Consider the following 14,876-nt stretch of genomic DNA (forward strand, 5'->3'; position numbering starts at 1 on the left):
ATGGGCGTGCGGGTCGAGCCGCCGCGAAAGCGGCTCGATCGCCGCGAGGCCTCGGCTCAGTCCTCCGAAATGCAGCCTTCGCTCAGCTTGACGTACCAGTAGCCGGTGGCGGGCTGAAACTCCTCGACCAGGATCGTCTGCTCCTGGGTGGAACGGCCCCAGTTCAAATAGCATCGGTTGCTGGCGTAATACGATGCGGCCTCGTAGGCCTGATCGCGGGTGTGTCCGTAGCCCTCGCCGATCACTTGGTAGTGATATTGATCCGCCACGGCCGCGGCGCTGAACGCGGTCAGCAGCGCGAACGCTGCCACGGAAAGGTAACGCTTGCTCATCTTCATCGCATGCTCCATGCCTTGGGTCGTATCCGCACAATGCCGACCGACGATGAAGCCTGCGTTGAGCGCGGATGACAAAACGCGACCCGCGTCAACGTTCGTGGTCATCAGCGGGCGATGACGTTCTGATTGTCAACGTCCGCGCCCTAGCGCGTCGAAACCGATCGCGGCACCTCGTTGGACGCATCTACGATCGCGGCGACGGTGTAACCGTAACGGGTGATCGCCTCGACCGTTTCGGCCACCGTCAGCCAGTTCTCGACCCGCACGATCGGCGCATCGTGTTCGAGATCGCGCTCGAAGTTGATCCGGCTGCCCAGGTCGGCGCGCAGCACCGCCGCGGTGATCTCGCGCATGGCATCGCGGTCCAGTACGTTCTGCAGTCTCAGTTTCATCGCACGCTCGCCTGGGTCAATGCGGCCGCGGACGCGGTCGCGGGTCTGGATTCGGATTCGTCGACTTCGCGCCACCACGGCGTGGTCGCCTGCGGCGCATGCAGGTCGATGCGCTCGCCCATGCGCGGCGTGGTCAGCGCGACCTCGCGTTCGGTCGCGAGCGCGGACACGCGCTCGAACGGCTCGGTCCACGGATGCATCGCCAGGTCGAAAGTGCCGTTGTGGATCGGCAGCAACCAGCGGCCGCGAAGATCGATATGCGCCTGCACGGTCTGCTCGGGTTGCATGTGCACGTGCGGCCAGTTGGCGTTGTACGCGCCGGTCTCCAGCATCGTCACGTCGAACGGGCCGAAGCGGCGTCCGATTTCCTTGAAGCCGTCGAAGTAGCCGGTGTCGCCGCTGAAGAACAATCGCAGCGATGGCTCGCCTTGCGCTTCGTCGATGATCGTCCACGACGCCCACAGGGTCTTGTCGCTGTCGAACAGGCCGCGGCCGGAGAAGTGCTGCGCCGGCGTGGCGACGAAGCGCACGCCGTCGATGCTGGTGCCTTCCCACCAATCGAACTGGCGTACCTTGGCCGGGTCGACGCCCCAGGCGATCAGCCGGTCGCCGACGCCCAGCGGGGTGAGAAACACGCCGGCCGTGTTCGCGAGCTGGCGCACGGTGTCGTAGTCGAGATGGTCGAAGTGATCGTGCGACAGGATCACCCCGCGCAACGGCGGCAGGTCGGCGAGCGCGATCGGCGGCGCGTGGAAACGCTTGGGCCCGATCCACTGCACCGGCGAGGCGCGCTCGGCGAACACCGGGTCGGTGATCCACCAACCGCCGCGCAGCTTGATCAGCAGGGTCGAGTGCCCCAGCCGGAACAGGCTGTGGTCCGGTGCCTGCGCCAGCTGTTGCGGGGTCAGCGCCAGCACCGTCGGCACGGTGGCCGGCACGGCGTCGGCGGGCTTGTTCCACAGCATGTCGCCGATGATCCGGAACGTCTTGCGCACGCCCGTGGCCGGGCGCGGGTCCTGGTTGCGGAAGCGGCCGTCGCTGAACTGCGGCGAGTTCGCGCGGTCGCTCAGCGGCAGGTTGGTCTTGGCGGCGGAAAACAGGCAGGTACTCACGATCAGGGCTCCGGTTAGCAGGCTGAGTCGGCGGAGGCGGGAAAGTCGAGGCATGGGCCGGGCCGGCTGTCTGAATAGTTACACTACCCAGTGTAGTGTACTTTTTGAAAAAGTAAACCCGGCGGTGTAACCTGTCGCCATGACCGCTCCAGCCCCCGCCCGCCTGACCGACCGCAAGCGCGCCGCCATCCTCGAGGCGGCCGCGGCCGAGTTCCGCCAGGCCGGCTACGACGCCACCAGCATGGACCGCGTCGCGGCCAGCGCCGGTGTGTCCAAGCGCACCGTCTACAACCACTTCCCGAGCAAGGAAGTGCTGTTCGGGCACATCCTCCAGCAGTTGATGCAGCGCGGCGGGGCGTCGCCGGAACTGGCCTACCGGCCCGATCGGCCGTTGCGCCCGCAGTTGTTCGAACTGGTGCAGCAAAAGCTGCAGTTGCTGCACGACGAGGATTTCATCGACCTGGTGCGGGTGGCCATCGCCGCGGTCATTCCATCGCCCGAACGCGCGCAGGAAATGTTCACGCGCATTGGCGACAAGGAAGAAGGTCTGACCGTGTGGATCCGCGCGGCAGCCGCGGATGGCCGCTTGAAGACGCAAGACCCGCTGTTCGCCTCGATGCTGCTGCAGGGCATGATCAAGGGCTTCGCGTTCTGGCCGCAGATCGCCCTGGGCCAGCCGATGCTGACGCAGGCGCGGCGCGATGAGGTAGCGCAGACCGTCACCGACATGTTTCTGGGCTACTTCACGTCGGCGTAGTGGGTGCTCGTCGATGGCGCAGCGCAGCCCGTCGTGGTGCGAGCGGCACGACGTTCCTGACCGGCGATTACGCTCCGGGCCGAAGCATCAGCGACCATCGAGCCGCGACGCGGCTTCGGCATGAGCACGTTGCCCGGCCGTCGGATCGGTTTGCTTACTTCGACTCTCGGCACCAGTGATCGATGGCCAACTGGTTCTGCCGCTCTTTTGCCAATTCGCAGTTCTGTGCGATCTCTTGTTCCGAGGCGCTCGGGCGAGTCACTTTTTCCCTGACGGGAAATGCGCATGCGGACAGCAAGGCCACACAGATCAACAGCGAGCGTCGGTGGTGGCGAAGAGATTTCATCTTTGATGGCTGACCTGTGGGTTAAGCCGAGCCGCGCGACGGTTGGTGACGGATGAAGTCAATGTTGTTGCGGGGACGCATCGCGTTTGGTCGACCCTGCTACCGCCATGGAACACTTTCGCGTAATTGTCGCGATAGCGAAAGATTACTCCAGCCGGCCTGATGCTCCGACCCACTGGGATACGAATTCGATGGCATCGGACAGCGCGGTAACGGTAACGATCAATGCCTACGAAATCACCGACGCGGACTCGTTCCACGCGGTATTCGCCTCCGCGTTCGGATTTCCGGACTTCTACGGGCGCAACATGAATGCCTGGATCGACTGCCTCACCAGCCTGGACGATCCCGACGCCGGAATGACCGCGGTGCATGCGACGGCGCGCGCCGCCCATTCGTCCCATGGGCCTGGCGGTATCCGGATTCGAATCACAAATCGGAGAAATAAATCGCGGAGCCAAGGCCGCCCGTGCTCGCCGATGCCGTATCACGATAGACACGCGCTGAAAGGATCGGCGACCGCGGGTCGCGAGTCGGTTCGCCAGCGTCGATGTGCCCGGTTCTTAGCCTCTAAGGAGAGAGACATGATCGGTTCCACCAGACTGTTGACGCTGTGCGCTTTCGTGTTCGGCCTGAGCTTCGCCAGCGCCGCGTTCGCCAGGGATTGCGTAACCGAATGCAAGCGGGCCGCGATCGCGCAATGCCTGTTGCTCGCCGCCGAAGGGGAGGCCGAGGCGTGCTATACGGCCGACTACAGCTACTGCCGTCCGGCTTGCGGCATCATTTTGCCCGCGGAGTAATCCTGGATTGCGCCGGATCGTCCGGCCCGGCGCATGCCGCGAGTGCGTCGGGTCTTCCGCGCAACACGATCGGCGCGCTTCGGGCGGCGCCGCCGTCGAACGATCCGTCGCGCGTCGCAAGCAACCGATGCGCGAGCGCCGATCCGACGCGCGCGCTACTGCTTCGCATTGATGCATGAGCGCAGTTGATCGCGCGCGGCGAAGCCCCCGGTCCACTCGAGGATGTAAAGCGCGTTCTTCTGCTTGCGGTCGAACACTTCGAAGCGATGCTTGTCGAGCATCCCGTCCAGCAACAAGCCGGCGTTCTCGACCGCCATCAGCAACATGCCGTTTCCGCCGGTGCCCGCCATCGGCAGGTTGAATACTTCGACGGTCTGGCGCTGTTCTCCGGTCTGGAACAGCTGCACGGTTATTTTCCTGGCCGACTTGGGCACCGGAACCCCCGGACCGTACAGCGCCAGATAGGCCGATGGCGATTCCTGCGAGGGGCCGAGAATCATCATGCCGCTGCCCTCGCGATAAAAACGCGCGGCGCAGTGCTGTCCCGGTGCGTTCTCCGGCGCCGGCCTGAAATTCCAGAAGCCATCGAAGAACGATCGATACTCCGGATCGCGCGCCATGCGCGCTTCGTGCTGGCGCCGACTTTCCGCCTCTTCGATCTGCGACTGGCGAAGCATCTCCTCCAGCTCGGCGGCGGAGAAGTTGGGTTCGTATCCCTGCCATTCGTCGTCGTCGCCGCCGTGGCAACACGGAGGCGTCGCGGCGATGTCGTTCATCGCCCGCGCATGCGCGGCTTCCGCTTCGCTAATGGCGTGGGCGGAGCCGATCGTACATGCGATCACCAACGTGCAGGCCAGGCTCGCCGCCAACTTGTGCATGGATCAGTTACCCCGATGGTAGACGACGTTTGCAGCCGATCGAGCGCGCGGCATGCTCTGGTGTGAGACAAACTCACCCGCGGCCGCGTCGAACGATAGCGTGATTCATAACCCAATGCATCGGCATCGATACCACAGCCCACCGGATGGGCAGGCTACGCATCGACCGCCCTCACCAAGCAACCAAGCAAGATGCCTCCATCTTCACCAGCGAAGTTCAAACAAAAGTGAAATGGCTGCGACGGGGCGTGGGCTCCGGGCGGCGGCTTTCATTCGATCGAGCCGGCGTCGGGACGCGACGCCGGCACTCGGCTCAAGGCTGTTTGACCGCGTTCGGTGAGCCGTTGGTCACGTAGATCCCGGTGCACTGACCGGCGGCGCTGCGCGAGAAGTCGATGTAGGAATCGGTACGCACCGATTGCACCGCCGTCAGCAGGCTGGCGTTGGAGGTGAGGCACAGGGTGGACACGCCCGCCGCGTTCCTCGCTTCGCAGCCGCCTTGCGCGCTGGCGGTGGTCGCGCTGACGAAGCACGCGATCAATTGCTGGGAATCGGCGCTGTTGCGCGCCGTGCCGGCCATGCCGTAAGCGCGGGTCACCTGGCCCAGTCCGTTGATCTCCAGCGTCACCGGCACCTCGACCTTTTCGCCGGCCACGGCCGTCGCGCACACCATCGACAGCATCGTCGCGGCCATCGCCGCAAGAGTCGCGAGCTTCATCGTATTCCTCCTTGAAAACCTCCGGAGTGGAGGCATGCGGCGCACTCCAGCACGCCTCGGCGGCGGTCACAATCACGCCGATCCCGCGGCGCATGCCGACTTCGCGGGATGGGCGCTGCGTCGCGCGGGCGCTGTGGCGGCCATCGCAGGTCGCAAGCACGCGTCGCTGCCGCAACGCGGCGAGTGCCGGCGATTTTTGCAACCTTGGGAGTGTCGACGTTCGAATCCGACAGGCGCCATCGACGCGGCGCATGCCGTCTACGAACCGCACGGCGTTGTCAGTACGGCAAGGCGATATGTCGCTCGGCGCAAACTCGCTCGTAGTGACGCTGCACTTCGGACAATTGCTCGCTCAGATATTCGATTTCGTCCGCCAGTTCCTCCAGCGCCATCGCGCCGAGCAATCGTCCCAGCCGTTCCGCCCGTGTTTTCAGTATGTGCAGCGAATCGCCTTGAAAGACGACGCCGGGATACTTTCTTCCCGGCAATTGCACGACGGCGTAGTTGGTCGGCGGACTCAGCAGCTCGGCTTGCGGGGTCATGGTTTTCTCACTGAAGCGGAAGATGGGTTTCGGCCTCGAATCCGATTCTCGGATTCGAGGCTTGGTGTTTCCGCCAAGGTATCGGACAGAAGAGGGCAGGGCGTAGGTCGGCCCCTGTTTTGCTCGGCCTTGAGAGGGCTCGAACAGGCGCCCTCGAATGGCCGGAACGGATCCGGCGGAGGGCTTAAGACCCAGTAGCGCAGTCCAGCCTGTCCGGCGGCCGAGACCGTTGGCGGGCCGGCGGAGCGACACTTGATTTTGTATCTTACGATCTATATCGTAAGACGTATCTTACGATATGTTGAGTGAGCATCATGCGCCGTCCCTTCATCCAAGACCCTGGCCGAGCCTTCGGCCACGACGACTTTTCCCGCTTCGAGCTGTTTTCCTGCCATCCGTTCTCCCACGCCGGCGGTCATCCGCGTGGCGGTCGGGGCGGACGCCGGGGCGGCGGCTATCCCGGCGGACCGGGCGGCGCGGGTTTCCCGGGAGGTTTCCCCGGCGGCTTCGACGACAGCGAAGGCTTCTCGCGCGGCCGCAAGTTCAGTTCCGACGACCTGCAACTGCTGTTGCTGGCGCTGATCGAGGACAAGCCGAGCCATGGCTACGAATTGATCAAGGCGCTGGACACGCGTTCGAACGGTTTCTACAGCCCCAGCCCGGGCATGGTGTATCCGGCGCTGACCTATCTGGAGGAGCTGGGTTACGTGACCGTCGAGCTGGAGGGCAACCGCAAGCGCTACGAACTGGCCGAGCTCGGCAGCGCGCATCTGGCCGCGAACCGCGAACGCGTCGACATGATGCTCGCCAAGTTGAACCACATCGCCCGCAAGATGGATTCGGTGCGGCGCGCGCTGGCCGGCGAAGAACCGGCCGATCCGTCCGAAGGCGGCTGGCTGCCGGAGCTGATCCAGGCGCGGCGCGCGATCAAGACCGCGCTGTATCGCCGCGACGAAATGTCCGTCGACGAACAGCGCCGCATCGCCGCGATCCTGCGACGCGCCGCCGATGAGATCGAAGACCGCGGCGACTGATCGGCTCCGAGTCAACGCCGAACCACCGCCGCATTCGCGAACAACGCATCCCCCACGATGCAGATGGTAAAACAGGACTTCCCATGCAAGAACTCAACGATCTGGCGGTCATACGCGTCCGCCATCCGTTAAAAGTGCGGCTGTTGCGCGTGACCCGGGTCGAATCGGTGACGCCGCATCTGCGCCGCATCGTCCTCGGCGGCGAGGCGCTGGCCGATTTCGTTTCGGCTTCGTTCGACGATCACGTTAAGGTGCTGTTCCCCGAGCCCGGTCAGGATCGACCGAACATGCCGACCATCGGGCCGAATGGCTTCGTTTTCGCCGATGGCACGACGCGTCCCGTCGTACGCGATTTCACTCCGCGCCATTTCGATCCCGATGCGCGCGAACTCGAACTCGAGTTCGCCCTGCACGACGCCGGCCCGGCTAGCGACTGGGCCAGGCAGGCGCAGGTCGGCCATTACCTCGGCATCGGTGGCCCGCGCGGCTCGCGGGTGATACCGGCCGGATTCGACTGGCATGTGCTGATCGGCGACGACACCGCCTTGCCGGCGATCGCGCGGCGCCTGCGCGAGCTGCCGGCGACGGCGCGCGCCATCGTCGTGGTGGAAGTGGAAGATCCGAGCGCGCGCATCGATTTCGTCGCCGCCGCCACGCTCGACGTGCATTGGTGCTATCGCAATGGTTCCGATCCGGACGGCGATCCGCCGTTGCTGCGCGCTGTGCGCGAACTGCGCTGGCCGCAAGGCGAGAGCGACGGCGAAGGCTATGTCTGGGCCGCGGGCGAATCGAGCGCGATCCGCGCGGTGCGCCAGCATCTGCTGGCCGAGCGCGGCGTCGACAAGTCGCGGCTGCACGCGGCCGGTTACTGGAAGCGCGGCGCACAGGGCGTGCACGAATCGCTGGACGACTGAGTTTCAATCCCTAGCCGCGGTCGTAGCGACCGCAAGGACTCCCATGTATTCGATTACCCAAGCGCTCGAGCGACGCCTGCTGTGGCTGCTCATGCTGACCCAGTTCACTCTCATCATGGACTTCATGGTGATGATGCCGCTGGGCCCGCAGATCATGCACGCCCTGCATATCTCGCCGGCGCAATTCGCCGCCGCCGTATCGGCCTATTCGATCTGCGGCGGCCTGTCCGGCCTGCTCGCCGCCACCTACATCGATCGTTTTGATCGGCGCAAGCTGCTGCTGGCGATGTACGCATTGTTCGCCGTGTCCAACCTGGCCTGCGCGCTGGCCGACAGTTACGCCTTGTTGCTGGCCTCGCGCGCGTTCGCGGGCATCAGCGGCGGCGTGCTCGGCTCCATCATCATGGCGATCATCGCCGACGTGATTCCGGCGCAACGCCGCGGCGCCGCCACCGGCACGGTCATGACCTCGTTCGCGATCGCCTCGGTGATCGGCGTTCCGGTCGGTGTTCTGCTCGGCGCGCATTTCCACTGGTCGGCGCCGTTCTGGCTGCTGGTGGCGCTGTCGCTGCTGGTGTGGGTGGGCGGTTCGCGGATCGTGCCGCCGCTGGACCAGCATCTGTCGCGCGAACGCGTGCCGCTGAGCCGGGCATTTCCGAACCTGTTCAAGCTGTTCGCGAACCCGCGGCATCTCAACGCGTTCGCGCTGACGCTGATGCTGACCACCTCGCAGATGCTGGTGATTCCCTTCATCTCGCCGATGCTGGTCTCCAACCACGGCATCGAACCGTCGCAATTGTCGTGGATGTACATGGCCGGCGGCGTGGCGGCGTTCTTCACATCGCGCTACATCGGGCGCCTGGCCGACCGTTACGGCAAGCAGCTGGTGTATCGCGTCGCGGTGGTGGTTTCGCTGGTGCCGGTGTTGTTCATCACCCATCTGCCGGCGGTCGGCTTCCTCGCGATGCTGCTGTTCTTCCCGTTCTTCATGGTGACGATGAACGGGCGCATGGTGCCGTTGCAGGCGTTGCAGACCACGGTGCCGCAACCGGAGCAGCGCGGCGCTTACCTCAGCGCGAACAGCGCGGTGATGTCGCTGGGCACGGGCCTGGGCGCATGGCTGGGCGGCCTGATGCTGACCACCGACGCCAGCGGACATATCGCCGGTTATGGCGCGGTCGGCTGGATCGCGGCGGGCCTGGCGCTGTGCTCGGCCTTGTGGGTGGGGCGGGTGAGCTCGGCGGATATACAACCGGTCGCGGAACCGGCGAGCGGCGAACAGCGCAGCGGCGCGGCCTGACGGAAGTCAGGCGCGCTGTCCGACCGGATGCTTTTGCATGTGCACGGACTGCGGCTTGCCGCGATTCCCGCCGCGCGTCCGGGTCGACGCGCCGAAACGGCATTAGTTTCGGCGCGCGCGCAATCGTGCGAGCGGCAGCCCGATGCGGCTGCATCTTCGGCCAGGAGAGCACCATGATCCGATTGTCCAAGCGTTTCGTCGCCGCGACGTCCGCGTTCGTGTTCGGGTTTGCATTGATCGGCACCGCCAGTCATGCCGCCGATCCCTGCGACGGCTGCTGGAAGGCCTACGCGGGATGTCTGCAGGTCGGCGGCACGACATGCAAGGCGCAACTCGACCGCTGCCTGCGTCGCTACAGTTGCGGGTAATCGGCGGCCTCGGCCTCGATAGCAAACGGGGCGCGCGCGAACGACTCGACCGTGGCCGCCCGGTGTGGCGTGACGGCCCGTTCGAACCGCGAGAGAAGATCGCGGTCGTCGGCGCGCGCGTTCAGTGCGCCTCATCCGGCCGCGCCAGCAGCCGCATGGCGATGTTCTTGATCGCGGCCTTGCTGGCATCGCTGGCGCTGGCATTGCTTAGGATCGCGACGCCGCAGCGCGTGTCCGGATCGAGGTAAGCGGCGGTGAATACCCCCGGATCGCCGCCCCAGTGATTGGCCACGATGCGATCGCCGAGCCGTCCCTGCATCCAGCCAAGCCCCTGGCCGGTGAGCCATTCCGGCAGTTGCGCCGGCTGCCGCATCAGCAGCAGCTCCGCCATGTTCTGCGGTCGCAGCATGCGCGCGTCGCCGGCCGCGCCGCCGTTGGCGGCGGCGGCGACGTAGCGGGTGAGGTCGGCGATCGAACTGCGCAGCATCGAGCCCGGCCAATCGGGCGCGCCGATCGGGCGTTGGCGCACGTACGCGCTGCCGGCCATCAGGTACGGCGTCGCGCTGCGTTCGGCGGGGGTCTCGGCCAGCGTCCAGAACGTGCTGGTCATGCCCAGCGGGGCGAATACTTCGCGCCGGGTCAGCTCGCGCATGTCCTCGCCGCTCACGCGCGCGGCCAACTCGCCGAGCACGGCGTAACCGACGTTGCTGTAGCCCCAGGCCGCGCCGGGCGCGTGAGCGAAAAAACTGCCTTCGGCCGAATACGCCTTTCCGCCCGGCACCAGGTAGTCGCGCAGAAAATCTTGCAAGGGCATGTCGGCATCGCGGCCGGGCGTGCGGAAATCGATGCGGTAATAGTTCGCGTCGCTGATGCCGGAGGTGTGCATCAGCAATTGGCGCGCGGTGATCGTCGCGGCGCGATGGCGCTGGTGGCGCAGCGGAAAATTCAGGTGAGGCGCGACCGGTTCGTCCAGATCCAGTCGGCCCTGTTCGTGCAGCCATGCGATCGCGGTGGCGGTGACGGTCTTGGTGATCGAGGCGAGGTGGAACACCGTGTCGGCGTCGACCATGCGCCGCGACTCGATGTCGGCGTAGCCGAAGCCTCGGGCGAAACGCGTCGCGCCGTCGCGCGCCCATCCCACCGCCAGGCCGGGGATGCGCGCCTGGCGCATCTGTTCGAGCACGAAGGCGTCGAATTCGCACGATGCCAAGTCGGCTGGCGTCGCGCCGCGGACCAGGCCGAAGACGGGGGCGGACGCGAATGCGAGTCCGGCGGCGAGGAAGCGCCGACGGCCGGGTGAGGCATCGTGAGGTTTGTTCGTCTTCATGCCCTTGAGTTCGCTGAACGACCGGCTTGCAGGATATCCGTAGGCGCCTACATAATGTCAAGCAGGCGCAACAGGAGACGATTCATGGACTACCCGAGGCATCTGGGCGGAGCGGCGATAGGCGCGCGTCTTCGGCGCCTGTCCGAGCGCATCGACGGCGACGTGGCGCGGATCTACGCCGAGGCCGGTCTCGAGTTCGAGCAGCGCTGGTTCGGCGTGCTGAACCAACTGACCTTGAACGGCCCGGCCACGGTCGGCGAACTGGCGACGACCCTGGGCATCACCCATGCGTCCATCAGTCAGACTCGCAGCTCGCTGGAAAAGGCCGGCCTGGTGCGGTCGCAGACCGATCCCGATGATGCGCGCCGCAGGCAATTGCAACTGACGCGCAAGGGACGGCAGCTGATCGAGCGGCTGACGCCGTTGTGGCAGGTGCTGGACCAGGCCGCGGCGAACATCGTCGCGGAGGTCGATGGCCTGATCGAATCGCTCGACCGCCTCGACGATGCCTTGAGCCGGCAGTCGCTGTTCGAGCGCATCGTCGAAGCGGCGCCGGCGTTGACCGCGCAAGGACTCAAACCCGCGCGCAAGGCCGGTCGATCGTCCTGAAACAACGGGCGTGACGCCATCGCGGCCCGCGATGGCGTCGGATGCGCGCCGCATCCCCGCGGCGGTACCTTCAGCACATGTGGGGCCGCGAGCCGGAGCGCGAGCATGTCGGCTCCCAGCAAGGTACGCACGATGCGCCCGTCAGCATTCCGGCCCGCGGTCACCCTGATACTGATGCTCTGGTTTGCGCTGGCGCAGGCGCAAACCAAGCAACCGCAAGCCGATACCGCCGCCACCCGCGTCTATGTGCTGGGCGTCGATCATGCGGCCCAGTTGGTGGCGAAGCACGACAGTCCGGCGATGCTCGAAGCCTTTCTCGCGCGCAGCCGCGCGGATGCGATCTGCGTGGAGCGGACCGCGGACGCGTTCGCCCGCGACGACTTCTATGAGTTCACCTATGAAGTGCAGGACGTGGTCGTGCCGTACGCGCGCGCGGCCAGGGTCGAGCTGTGCCCGATCGACTGGATGCCTTCGCGCGAGGACGAGCTGCTGGGTTTCGGCATGAACCCCGGCGCGCCGCCGGAACTTCGCCCTTACCGGGGTTTCCAGCAGTTCCTGACGTTCCCCGAATCCGCGAGCCTGCGGCGCACGCTTTATCATGCCGACGACGCCGCCAATCTCGACAAGGTCAAGCAATGGGCGCTGACCCCGGCGACGTCGGCCGCGCGCGATCTGCCCCGGCGCATGTTCCTGTATCGAACCTTCATGCAGGCCCAGGCCATCGCCCGTGCCGCGCACGCCCGGCCGGGCAAGACGCTGGTGGTGGTCGTGGGCGAATTTCACAAGCACGATATCGAATCCATCCTCAAGACCGATCCGCGCATCGATCTGCGCCAGCCATCGAGCCTGGGCCCGCCGAGCGACGACGAGATCGCCCGGCATACCAATCGAGCGCAGTTGCTGGCGATAGCGAGCTTCAATCTGCTCGGCATGCAGTCGCGCACCGGCAACGTCGATTTCGAATGGATGCGCGACACGCTGGCGCGATTGTCGGCGCAGCGCGACGATGCCGAGGTTCAATTGTTGACGACGCGGCTGGCCCGCCTCGATGGATCGATCGATTCCGATCAGGCGCAAGCGCGTTACGCGGTGATCGCGAACAGCGCCGGCGATGCGAAGTTCACGTGGACCGGCGTGCTTGACCGGGACCGGCTCGATTCGTACTTCGATCCCTTCGGCAATCTGAGCATCGCCCAGCGCGCCATTATCGAGCAGGCGCGCGAACTGCATCGCCAAGGCAAGCGCCAGCAAGCCGACGCATTGCAAGAGGCCGTAGCCACGCAGCTCAAGCCCCGACAGGCGAGGCAGCTGCGCGGCTACTGGACTGCCGACTTCCTGGGCGATATCGAGCGCAAGCCCGAGTAAGTCCGCGCGCGTGAATCACTCTTCCCGGCAGCTGCCTTTGCCGGTGCTCTTGCCGCAGCCGTTCTTGCAAGTGGCCGCGGAGGAGTTGGCGCCGTCCTGGCAATCGCCGTTGCCGACGCCCGACACGCAGGTACCGCTGTTGGTGCCGGTGGAAAGCCGGTAAGACTTCTTGTCGCACACCAGCCTGCCCTCCGCGTGGGTCGGGCGCGGCGCCGGCGCGCTCAAGGTCTTCGGCGACGCGGCCGCGGGGCCGCTGTTGCCGGACTTGGATTGATCGGCCGCCATGGCGCACGCGGAGGCACCGGCGAGCAGGACGAATAGGGAAGCACGAAGGGCAGTGGCGAAGAACATGATTGAAGTCTCCTGAGACAGCGACAACGGATCGGGGGAGGCGCTTGATTCGCGCGCCGGGTTGTTCCGCGGCGGCGCGCAGGGCGGCTGCGCTCAGTCATTACAACGGCGACGATGCGTTCGTCCGGCCAAACCGGCCGAGCAGATTGCACGTAGTTTCGCGGCGATTGCGTGAGATTCCGGCCGATGGTTGGTCGCAAGCACGGCCGACGCCAGGTTCCGCCGAACTCGATTCGGATCTGCGCATGCCGACTCGCGTCGGGTCCTGTCCATGGCAAGCAACCCAGATCGACCATGCAGTCGAATCGAAGGCAGGCAGGTTACGCCCGCCTTCTTATGCGCTAGCCGACATTACTGAAAATCCCGTTCACCACGCCGCCCGGATAAGGCGGCTCGACGCCGCAGGCCGCGGCCACCGTGTTCCAGATCCGCGGCATGTCGACGAAGCGCTTGCCGATGACCGGGTTGCCGGTGTGGTGATCGCGGTCGGCCTGCGAGGCGATGCTGAAGCAACGGCCGTTGCCGTCGCCGTTGCGCAGCAGGCCGGAGGCGCCGCCCATCATCAGCAGCGGCATATCGATCTGGTGCTCGGGCGCGCCGTCGGCCATCTCGCTGGTCACAACGACCAGGGTGTGGTCGATCAGCTTGTCGCCGTCGACATCGGGATCGTCGTAACGGGCCAGTTCGTCCATGAACAGCTTGGCGCGTTGCGCGTACCACTTTCTCGTCCCGCTCCATTCCTGCGTTCCCGCGTAGCGATGCGCGCAGTCGTGCGGGTTCTTCGCGCTGGTGACGTCGAGAATGTTCAATTGCTCGGCCGAACGCGCGATCTGTATCGTCGCCACCCGGGTGATGCCGCAGGCCAGGGCGTTGGCGACGACCCGTTCGTGCGCGGCCTGGACCCGGGTGCGGAATTCGGCGGACGCGATCGGATGGGTGTCCGGCGCGTTGCCGACGCTGCATTCTCCCGGCGTGGGCAGCTCGCCTTCCATGTCGGCCATGACTTGTTCGATCGAGTCCAGTTGGGTCTCGAGTTTCTGCTTCTGCGAACCCGACAGGCGTTGCCGCAATTCGTGGATGTCCGCCAGCGCGGGTTCGAAAATATGCTTGCCTCGGGTCTGCGCGGCCCGCACCGCGCGGCTGGCCAGGCCGAACACCGCTTCGTGCAGCAGTACCGGATCGCGCTCCGGCGTGCGGATGGTCTTCGCGTCGGCCCAGGACACGAACCACGGCGAGCCGTCGATGCCGGCGTGCGGCCCGGAGAACAGCGATCGAAAGGTCGGGTTGAGGCCGGTCATCGCCGGGTCGCGTCCGAGAATCACGTCGATGCTGGGCAACTGCGCGGCGCGATCGCGCAGCACCAGGTTCCAGCCGTTGTGGCCCGAGTTGCCCTCGCCGAGCATCAGGCCGCGCAGGTACAGCGACTTGGCGCGATGGGCGGTCAGTTCCGCGCTGACTTCGCGCAGTTCGAAGTCGCTGCTGTCGCCGCTGTTCGCGGTGGGATGCCACAGGCCCAGGCCGTCGCCAAAGCCGCCGCCGGTCCACGAGTCCACGGCCAGGCCATCGGGTACCACGAAGAACACGACCTTGAGTTTCGCCGCCGTGGCCAACGCGCTCATGCGCGCGCCGCCGCCGCAGCCGAACAAGGGCAATCCGAGCGATGCCGCCGAAGCGGCGACCACGAGGTTGCGCAGAAAAACGCGGCGTGCGTAGAGGTGGGTCATG

The 14,876-nt window shown here is 65.9% G+C and carries 18 protein-coding genes; 9 read left to right on the top strand and 9 right to left on the bottom strand.

The features are described 5' to 3' along the window. Window positions 1–56: 56 nt before the first annotated feature. The 3 genes from ASD86_RS10015 to ASD86_RS10025 all read right to left on the bottom strand — a co-directional run bounded on the left by ASD86_RS10015 (window position 57) and on the right by ASD86_RS10025 (window position 1,896). Window positions 57–338: a hypothetical protein gene (locus ASD86_RS10015; protein WP_148650654.1), complete on the bottom strand. Its 282-nt coding sequence runs from the start codon at window positions 336–338 to the stop codon at window positions 57–59. Window positions 339–481: 143 nt separating this feature from the next. Beyond that, window positions 482–730: a hypothetical protein gene (locus ASD86_RS10020; RefSeq protein ID WP_056109958.1), complete on the bottom strand. Its 249-nt coding sequence runs from the start codon at window positions 728–730 to the stop codon at window positions 482–484. Further along, window positions 727–1,896 carry an MBL fold metallo-hydrolase gene (locus ASD86_RS10025; protein WP_082578230.1) on the bottom strand — a complete coding sequence of 390 codons (1,170 nt, stop codon included), beginning with the start codon at window positions 1,894–1,896 and terminating at the stop codon, window positions 727–729. Before ASD86_RS10025 ends, ASD86_RS10020 begins: the two co-directional genes overlap by 4 nt. A gap of 85 nt (window positions 1,897–1,981) precedes the next feature. Between ASD86_RS10025 and ASD86_RS10030 the strand changes: the two genes are divergently transcribed. The 3 genes from ASD86_RS10030 to ASD86_RS25870 all read left to right on the top strand — a co-directional run bounded on the left by ASD86_RS10030 (window position 1,982) and on the right by ASD86_RS25870 (window position 3,745). Further along, entirely contained in the window at window positions 1,982–2,599 is a 618-nt protein-coding gene (locus tag ASD86_RS10030; RefSeq protein WP_056109961.1) for a TetR/AcrR family transcriptional regulator, read from the top strand. Between the two features lie 182 nt (window positions 2,600–2,781). Next, window positions 2,782–2,958 (top strand): hypothetical protein, encoded by a 177-nt coding sequence (locus tag ASD86_RS26585; RefSeq protein WP_157476408.1) that lies wholly within the window; start codon window positions 2,782–2,784, stop codon window positions 2,956–2,958. A gap of 178 nt (window positions 2,959–3,136) precedes the next feature. Then, the gene (locus ASD86_RS25870; RefSeq protein WP_082578296.1) at window positions 3,137–3,745 is read left to right on the top strand and encodes a barstar family protein; all 609 of its coding nucleotides are present in this window, start codon (window positions 3,137–3,139) and stop codon (window positions 3,743–3,745) included. Window positions 3,746–3,900: 155 nt separating this feature from the next. On the opposite strand, the gene ASD86_RS10040 is transcribed toward ASD86_RS25870, so the two are convergent. The 3 genes from ASD86_RS10040 to ASD86_RS10050 form a co-directional block, all read right to left on the bottom strand. After that, entirely contained in the window at window positions 3,901–4,521 is a 621-nt protein-coding gene (locus tag ASD86_RS10040; protein ID WP_157476410.1) for a hypothetical protein, read from the bottom strand. Between the two features lie 415 nt (window positions 4,522–4,936). Continuing rightward, entirely contained in the window at window positions 4,937–5,341 is a 405-nt protein-coding gene (locus tag ASD86_RS10045; RefSeq protein ID WP_056109965.1) for a hypothetical protein, read from the bottom strand. Between the two features lie 278 nt (window positions 5,342–5,619). Then, window positions 5,620–5,883, bottom strand: coding sequence for a hypothetical protein (locus ASD86_RS10050; RefSeq protein WP_056109968.1), 264 nt, complete (start codon window positions 5,881–5,883; stop codon window positions 5,620–5,622). A 314-nt stretch (window positions 5,884–6,197) separates the two neighbouring features. Between ASD86_RS10050 and ASD86_RS10055 the strand changes: the two genes are divergently transcribed. The 4 genes from ASD86_RS10055 (at window position 6,198) to ASD86_RS10070 (ending at window position 9,499) form a co-directional block, all read left to right on the top strand. Then, window positions 6,198–6,917 (top strand): PadR family transcriptional regulator, encoded by a 720-nt coding sequence (locus ASD86_RS10055; RefSeq protein WP_082578231.1) that lies wholly within the window; start codon window positions 6,198–6,200, stop codon window positions 6,915–6,917. 83 nt (window positions 6,918–7,000) lie between these two features. Further along, window positions 7,001–7,831, top strand: a complete 831-nt coding sequence (locus ASD86_RS10060) for a siderophore-interacting protein (RefSeq protein WP_056109970.1) — start codon at window positions 7,001–7,003, stop codon at window positions 7,829–7,831. 43 nt (window positions 7,832–7,874) lie between these two features. Then, on the top strand, window positions 7,875–9,131 hold the full coding sequence (locus ASD86_RS10065) for an MFS transporter (protein WP_056109972.1): 1,257 nt from the start codon (window positions 7,875–7,877) through the stop codon (window positions 9,129–9,131). A gap of 173 nt (window positions 9,132–9,304) precedes the next feature. Beyond that, complete coding sequence (locus ASD86_RS10070; protein ID WP_056109974.1) at window positions 9,305–9,499, top strand: hypothetical protein; 195 nt, start codon at window positions 9,305–9,307, stop codon at window positions 9,497–9,499. A gap of 121 nt (window positions 9,500–9,620) precedes the next feature. Here the strand turns inward: ASD86_RS10070 and ASD86_RS10075 are convergent, their stop codons facing one another. Beyond that, window positions 9,621–10,826, bottom strand: coding sequence for a serine hydrolase domain-containing protein (locus tag ASD86_RS10075; RefSeq protein ID WP_056109975.1), 1,206 nt, complete (start codon window positions 10,824–10,826; stop codon window positions 9,621–9,623). 84 nt (window positions 10,827–10,910) lie between these two features. Here ASD86_RS10075 and ASD86_RS10080 point away from each other — a divergent pair, with 84 nt between their 5' ends. After that, window positions 10,911–11,435, top strand: a complete 525-nt coding sequence (locus ASD86_RS10080) for a MarR family transcriptional regulator (RefSeq protein ID WP_056109977.1) — start codon at window positions 10,911–10,913, stop codon at window positions 11,433–11,435. Window positions 11,436–11,540: 105 nt separating this feature from the next. Beyond that, window positions 11,541–12,800: a hypothetical protein gene (locus ASD86_RS10085; protein WP_157476412.1), complete on the top strand. Its 1,260-nt coding sequence runs from the start codon at window positions 11,541–11,543 to the stop codon at window positions 12,798–12,800. A gap of 15 nt (window positions 12,801–12,815) precedes the next feature. Here the strand turns inward: ASD86_RS10085 and ASD86_RS10090 are convergent, their stop codons facing one another. Both ASD86_RS10090 and ASD86_RS10095 read right to left on the bottom strand, forming a co-directional pair. Continuing rightward, a complete protein-coding gene (locus tag ASD86_RS10090; protein ID WP_157476414.1) occupies window positions 12,816–13,151 on the bottom strand; it encodes a hypothetical protein in 336 nt (111 codons plus the stop codon). A 341-nt stretch (window positions 13,152–13,492) separates the two neighbouring features. After that, entirely contained in the window at window positions 13,493–14,875 is a 1,383-nt protein-coding gene (locus ASD86_RS10095) for a DUF1552 domain-containing protein (protein WP_056109982.1), read from the bottom strand. Window position 14,876 lies beyond the last annotated feature (1 nt).

The sequence above is a fragment of the Lysobacter sp. Root690 genome, from assembly GCF_001427785.1.
Lineage (GTDB): Bacteria > Pseudomonadota > Gammaproteobacteria > Xanthomonadales > Xanthomonadaceae > Lysobacter.